General features: G+C 46.3%; 4 protein-coding genes and 1 pseudogene. All 5 read left to right on the top strand.

The window, feature by feature from the left end; all coding sequences use genetic code 11:
* Positions 1-228: pseudogene (locus WEIDD23_RS02175) on the top strand (tRNA pseudouridine(55) synthase TruB); the annotation flags it as partial.
* A gap of 182 nt (positions 229-410) precedes the next feature.
* The gene (locus WEIDD23_RS02170) at positions 411-1,634 is read left to right on the top strand and encodes an NAD(P)/FAD-dependent oxidoreductase (RefSeq protein WP_010373737.1); all 1,224 of its coding nucleotides are present in this window, start codon (positions 411-413) and stop codon (positions 1,632-1,634) included.
* A gap of 76 nt (positions 1,635-1,710) precedes the next feature.
* Positions 1,711-2,910 (top strand): DNA/RNA non-specific endonuclease, encoded by a 1,200-nt coding sequence (locus WEIDD23_RS02165; RefSeq protein ID WP_010373735.1) that lies wholly within the window; start codon positions 1,711-1,713, stop codon positions 2,908-2,910.
* Between the two features lie 154 nt (positions 2,911-3,064).
* Positions 3,065-4,006: a riboflavin biosynthesis protein RibF gene (gene ribF, locus WEIDD23_RS02160; RefSeq protein WP_010373733.1), complete on the top strand. Its 942-nt coding sequence runs from the start codon at positions 3,065-3,067 to the stop codon at positions 4,004-4,006.
* 26 nt (positions 4,007-4,032) lie between these two features.
* On the top strand, positions 4,033-4,294 hold a 262-nt coding region (locus WEIDD23_RS14355), incomplete at its 3' end, for an NFACT family protein (protein WP_242865392.1).

Raw genomic sequence — 4,294 nt, 5'->3', positions numbered from 1 at the left:
GACGCTTGGTTGCAACCGCTAGACAGCGCTGTGGCACAATATCCACATGTTGCATTAACTGACGAGCAATGGGCAAAAGTGAAGAACGGGATTGGTTTGCCTAAAACGGCCTTGATTCCTGTGGCGGATAAGATTGTTATTACCTACCAGGGTGATGTGAAATCAGTCTTTGAATGGCGGGCAGATCGTAATCAGTACCGGCCTTATCGAACATTTTCAATTGAATAGGTCTTGTTTAAGGCGTCGAATTACCAGTTTTGATCGGTAATTCGACGCCTTTTTTCGTTAGATTAAGTACTGTGTAAGTGTCGTACCTAAAAATCTTCAAATTCACCACCTACAATACAGACTAAAGCAGTCTGGCATGATTGGGAACATGCTAAGAAATCGTGTAAAAGGAGACAATAGATATGGCAGAGAAAACAAACGTGGTAATTTTAGGTGCTGGCTATGCGGGCCTAATGGCGCTGAAGGTCTTACAAAAGCGGGCAGATGCGTCATTCATGAGCATCACGCTGGTCGATCAAAATCCTTATCACTACGAAGCCACGGATTTACATGAAGTGGCATCGGGTGCGTTGACGGCTGATCGCATTACTTATCCGATTGCAGATGTCGTAAATCCAGAGATGACGGAATTTATTGAAGATCGGGTAACGAAGGTGGATCGTGCCCAGCATCGGGTTGAACTAGCTAATCATGAATCAATCGGGTTTGACTATCTAATTATTGGGTTGGGATTTGAATCTGAAGATTTTGGGATTCCAGGTGTTCAAGAATATGCGTTGCCGATGGATTCCGTTGATTCAGCAGAACGAATTCAACAACACATCACGGATGAGATGTTTGCGTATCGCCAAGATAATGATCCGCGCCATTTGCATATCGTGGTGGCAGGAGCTGGTTTTACGGGGGTTGAATTGTTGGGGGCACTTTCTGAAAACCGTGAGCGCTATGCTGAAATGGCAGGCGTGGCACCTAACCAAATTCAAATTATGTCAGTTGATGGCGCTAAACGGCCACTAAGTGTTTTTTCTCAGCATCTAGTTGACTATGGTTTGGCGGTTTTGCGAGGGCGTGGGGCAGTTATTGAATCAGGGAAAGGCATTAATGCGATTGAGCCAGATGTGATGCACTATGCCGACCGTGAGACTGGCGAAAGTGGTGAGGTGATTGCTGGCACGATTATCTGGACCACCGGTGTACGTGGGTCAAGCGTTATGGCGGCGTCGGGGTATCAAGCAAAGCGAAACCGCATGAGTGTTACACCATATCTGCAAGATCCAGCAGATGATCGCATTTATATTGTGGGTGATGTTGCAGCGGCCACGGATTCGGAAACCGGCCAAATTTTACCAACGACTGCACAATTAGCGTTAGTCATGGGGGAAATTGCGGGCAAAAACGTCTTGGCTGCAGTCACGGGCTATGAATTAACACCATTTACTTATAAATCACTCGGTACAGTTTGTTCAATTGGTAATACGAGTGCAATTGGGGTGGTTGGCGACGAACATGAAGTCCGTGGCTATCCGGCATCGATGCTCAAGAAGGTCATTATGAATAAATCGTTATTAGAAACTGGCGGGATTAAGCAAGTCATGGCTAAGGGACGCTTTGATTTGTATCATTAAGAACTTGTAAAAACACCAGCTAAAACTGGTGTTTTTCTGTATACTAAACTAAGAAAAAATTCTTAGTAGGTACGTTATGAGTAATAAATTAAAAGCGACCGGCTTGGTTGGCCTGGTCTTATTGTTGTTTGTCGGTGTTGGCGCATCTGGTGGGTCACACGATGATGCAAAGAACCAATCATCACAGGTTAGTTCACATGTTGAAAAAAAGGCCTCATCACAGGCAACTAGTCATGCTGCAAGTAGTCAGACTTCGAGTGAAAAGAAAGCGGCCACTTCTGTAACGTCATCAAGTGCATCGTCTAAAGCGGTTGCAGCCTCGAGTTCTACCGCTGCGACAGGAAATCCAGAAACTCAAGTTCAAGGGCTAAACGGGACGGTGCAAAAGCCACTGCCTTATGCTAGTCAGCGACAAATGGTTATGGCTAGCCTAGATCATTTGGGCCGGGCGCGTGATAGTCATATTCAATTATCAAACGCAGAAGAACCAACTGCGAAACGTTCCGAACGACTGACGTATGATCCAGTTGGTTGGCACAATTTTAAGTTTTGGTACTCAGAGTCTGGTGAACAAACAGGGTCGAAACAAGCTTGGTTAATGGCACGTGGACACTTGGTAGGTTATCAGTTCTCAGGATTAAATGATGAAGCACGAAACTTGGTTCCTGAGACAGCCTGGATGAACTCAGGAAATTATAGTGGTATGGATGAAGGCAATACCGCCAGCATGCTTTACTATGAGAACCATTTGGATAGTTGGTTAGCGACACATCCTAATTTCCGGTTGGATTATCAAGTGACACCACTTTATGCACAAGACGAGTTAATTCCCCGCAAAGTGCGATTAGCGTATGTTGGCTATGACGACGCCGGTAAGCGAATCCAGATTAAAGTTGGTGGTGGACGCGAAGAATCTGGGGATGATGATGCAACGGTCGTATATCTTGACAATACAAGCCCAAATGCCACAATCAACTATGCCGATGGCACAGCTACAAATACAGTAAATGCTGCACCAGCGGCCCCGGTGGCATCAGCCCCGGCCGCAAGTAGTAGTGCGCCTGTCGCATCATCTGAATCAAGTGTGGCACCTGCCGCACAAGCACCAGCGACAACGAATGACCCCACTGTGTACGTAACGGGTGGTGGATCGAGCGCTGTGTATTGGTATGGTACGGATAGTATGCCAGCCAATACAAATAAGGCAAATTTGGTACAAATGCCTGAGAGTCAGGCCATTCAACAGGGTAAGCGTCACAGTATGACTGAAAGGTAAACCAGATGAACACGGGTGCTAACACGTTTAATAAATGAACGCTCATTCTTTTTTAAAAGCTGTTATATCGCGAATATTCTGACTAAACCCCGCCTTGCGCGGGGTTTTATGTTATTATGAAAGCATTGAATTTTTGAAACGAGAGGCGCTGACAATGGAAGTCATCACATTACATCATCCTTTTGACGCTGCCACAATTGCCGACGAGCCAGTTGTGTTAGCCATGGGCTTTTTTGACGGAGTTCACGCAGGACATCGCGCTGTGATTAATCGTGCGAAAGCTGAAGCGACGGCACGAAGTGTGAAATTGGCAGTGCTTACGTATGATCAACATGCGTCGGTTGTATTTACTGCACACCAACACCCTTTGACGTATCTCACGACATTACCACGTAAATTAACGTTGCTTGCAGAGATGGGGGTTGACGTGGCTTACGTCGTTAACTTTACGTCTGCTTTGGCGAAACTTGCGCCAGCTGACTTTGTTGAACAGTATATGATTGGTTTACGTGCAACAGCCGTTGTAGCTGGTTTTGATCACACCTATGGTGCTAGCGACGCCCAAGCCGATATGTCACACTTGCCCGGCTACGCGGCTGGTCGCTTTGACGTCATCGAAGTTTCACGTGTTGATGTTGACGGAGAAGAGAGTGCGTCAACACGTGCACGTCAACTGGTTGATGCCGGTCAGGTTGATGCGTTGAATGAGTTGTTAACGCAGCCCTACCAAACTAGTGGCGTAGTTGTGCACGGTGAGGCCCGTGGGCGTGAAATGGGTTACCCAACAGCCAACATTGAAACTACGCCAGGTGAGCGGTTACCAGGAGTTGGGGTGTACGTGGTCGAATTAGAAATCGCTGGTAAATGGTACGGTGGGATGGCATCGATTGGTTACAATGTGACCTTTGGTGAAAACCGGCCAAAGACAGTTGAAATTAACCTGTTTGATTTTGCACAAGAAATTTACGGCGAGCGTGTGAACGTTCGTTGGCATCATTACATTCGTGGTGAAGAAAAATTCACTGGTATGGATGCTTTGATTGCAAAGCTCCAAGAAGATGAATCTGTGTCACGACGCTTTTTAGCAGAAGTGTAGTCTAAGAAAAAGAAAGGAGACAAATCATGTCTTTTGATGGTCTCTTTACGCACGCAATGGTGCGTGAGTTGAATGAAACATTGGCTGGTGGCCGAATCATGAAGATTCACCAGCCATACCCTAATGAAATTTTCCTGGTGATTCGTAATAATCGTACGAATTATCCAGTGTTATTGAGTGCGCATCCTTCGTTTGCGCGGGCACAGATTTCTCGCATTAAGTATGCGAACCCGCAAACGGCACCTAATTTTGCCATGATGCTTCGTAAGCATCTAGAAGGCGCCCAAT

It is taken from the genome of Weissella sp. DD23 (genome assembly GCF_001579105.1).
Taxonomy (GTDB): domain Bacteria; phylum Bacillota; class Bacilli; order Lactobacillales; family Lactobacillaceae; genus Weissella; species Weissella cibaria.
The sequence above is the reverse complement of the archived record's forward strand: the minus strand, read 5'-3'. Positions and strand labels throughout refer to the sequence as shown.

Bases quoted from the DNA above. Each gene is read 5' to 3' on its own strand.
- ribF (WP_010373733.1), top strand. From the start codon at position 3,065: ATGGAAGTCATCACATTACATCATCCTTTTGACGCTGCCACAATTGCC.
- WEIDD23_RS02170 (WP_010373737.1), top strand. From the start codon at position 411: ATGGCAGAGAAAACAAACGTGGTAATTTTAGGTGCTGGCTATGCGGGC.
- WEIDD23_RS02165 (WP_010373735.1), top strand. From the start codon at position 1,711: ATGAGTAATAAATTAAAAGCGACCGGCTTGGTTGGCCTGGTCTTATTG.